General features: G+C 66.2%; 1 protein-coding gene. It reads left to right on the top strand.

All coding sequences use genetic code 11. From position 1 onward, the window contains the following. Positions 1–146: 146 nt before the first annotated feature. Positions 147–2,269: DEAD/DEAH box helicase family protein (locus VF515_07520; GenBank protein ID HEX7407486.1), on the top strand; the 2,123-nt coding region annotated here is incomplete at its 3' end.

Here is a 2,269-nt window from a genome sequence, read left to right as displayed (position 1 = left end):
CCGAGATGGCGGCGTTGTCTCGCGAGTTGGAGCGCTTGCGCGAGGAGAACGCTCGGTTGTCGCGGCTGCTCGACTTGCGCGGGTGGGATACGGCTCCTGCTGCTGAGCAGCCGGCCATGCCGTTGGCAGTGCCGGGGATGGTCACGATGGCTTCGTCTTTGGACGACAAGCTTCGACTGTACGCTGACCGATTCCGGGCTCGACGCGACGTATACGCGGTTCGTTGGGAGAACGCGCGGTCTGGTTTGAGCGGGTGGTCGCCGGCCGTGGCGGGCGGTTGGCGAAAGGGCGCAGACCGCGGCGGTGTCCGTTACCTTCCCCTGACGCCGGAGGTGATGGCGGCACATCTGGCGGGGGAGGTCTTTGTGGGCCTGTACCCACTGCTGACCACCAATGGTTGCCACTGCCTGGCGGCCGACTTCGATGGGGCTGCGGCGATGTTGGATGCGCTGGCGTACGCGAAGGCCGCGAGGAGCCGACGGATCCCGGCTGCCGTGGAGATCTCCCAGTCCGGGCGAGGGGCGCACGTGTGGATCTTGTTCTCGGGTGCGGTTCCAGCGGCGACAGCGCGGGCCATCGGCACGTGGCTCGTCCATGAGGCGATGGTGCTGCGGGGGTCGATGGACTTGCAGTCATATGACCGGCTGTTCCCGAACCAGGATGTTCTCCCGGCAGGTGGCTTCGGGAACCTGATCGCTGCACCTCTGCAAGGCCGGCGCCGCCGGGATGGACTGACCGTCTTCCTCGACCTGGCGACCTTGGAGCCGCATGCAGACCAGTGGGCCTATCTGTCCACTCTCGATCGTCTTGACCCAGGCGAAGCGGGTCTCCTCGCCCGGCAAGTGGGTCGGACGCTCGTCGGGACCGACATCGCGGCTGTGAGCGTCTCGACCGCCAGCAAGGTCCAGCCCCGGCTGCCAGCGGTGGTGCGCGCTGAGCTCGCTGCTGGTCTGGCGATCGACATGTCCCAGCTGACCCCTGCGACGGTCTCGACTTTCAAGCACGTCGCGTCGCTGGCCAATCCCAAGTTCTACGAATTGCAGCGCCTGCGGAAGTCAACGTGGGACACGCCGCGTTTCGTGCGCGGCTATGACGTGACGATCGATGATCGACTTGTCCTACCTCGGGGATTGCGGCACCGGATCACCGACATCGTCGAGAGGGCCGGCTCGCGTATGGAGGTCATAGACGCCCGGAATTCTGGACGGGAAACTGACCTCGCCTTGGCCGCGGAGTTGTCTGAACCCCAAGCGACAGCGGTCAATGCGCTCCTTGCCCACGACGACGGCGTCCTGGTGGCCCCTCCCGGCTCCGGCAAGACGGTCATGGCGTGCGCCATCATTGCCGAGCGAGGTACATCCACGCTCGTCCTGGTCGACCGGAAGGCACTCGCGGAGCAGTGGCGCGCGCGGATTGAGCAGTTCCTGGGTGTCCGTGCCGGCCAGATGGGCGGCGGACGCAAGAAGCTGACCGGCTTCGTCGACATTGCGATGCTGCCCTCCCTCGCCAGACGGGAGGGGATCGAACAACTCACCAAGGACTACGGGCAGGTGATCGTCGACGAGTGTCACCACCTGGCGGCCGCCGCATACGAGCACTCGGTGAAGCCCATGGCAGCTCGCTTCTGGCTCGGGCTCACGGCCACTCCCAAGCGACGGGATGGGCTCGGCGACCTGGCCACGTGGCAACTCGGTCCCATCCGCCACGTGATCGGTGTGACCAGCGATCCGGGCACGCTGTTTTCCCCGGGCTCCTCGGACGCCGGGCCGCGCCGCGAACTGCACGTCCACGACACCAGTTTCGCGTTTGGCATAGTCGACTTCTCCGACCCAGCAGCCCTAGCCGAGGTGCAGCGTGCCCTCATCGCCGATGAGGACCGAAACGACCAGATCGTCGCGGACATTCTCGAGGCGCTTGGCCGCGGTCGGAACTGCCTTGTGCTGACCAGGCGCGTTGCGCACGTCGAGATCCTCGCCCACCGGCTGACCAGCGAGGGACAGCGGCCACTCGTGCTCCAAGGGAGCATGTCCGGAAGCGAACGACGACGCATCGTTGCGGAACTGGGTGACGCTCATCCCGGCGACGCGATCGTGGTCATCGGCACGACGCCGTTCATTGGTGAGGGATTCGACGTGCCGGCGCTCGACACCCTGTTCCTCGCTGGACCGATCTCCTTCGACGGCCTCCTAATCCAGTGCGCAGGGCGCGTCGTTCGAAGCCTACGAGGCAAGGAGGTTGCCGAAGTCCACGACTACCACGACGTGGCAAC

This window comes from Candidatus Binatia bacterium, from assembly GCA_036382395.1.
Lineage (GTDB): Bacteria > Desulfobacterota > Binatia > HRBIN30 > HRBIN30 > JAGDMS01.
Note: the sequence above shows the minus strand (reverse complement) of the source record. Positions and strands in the feature narration are given on the sequence as shown.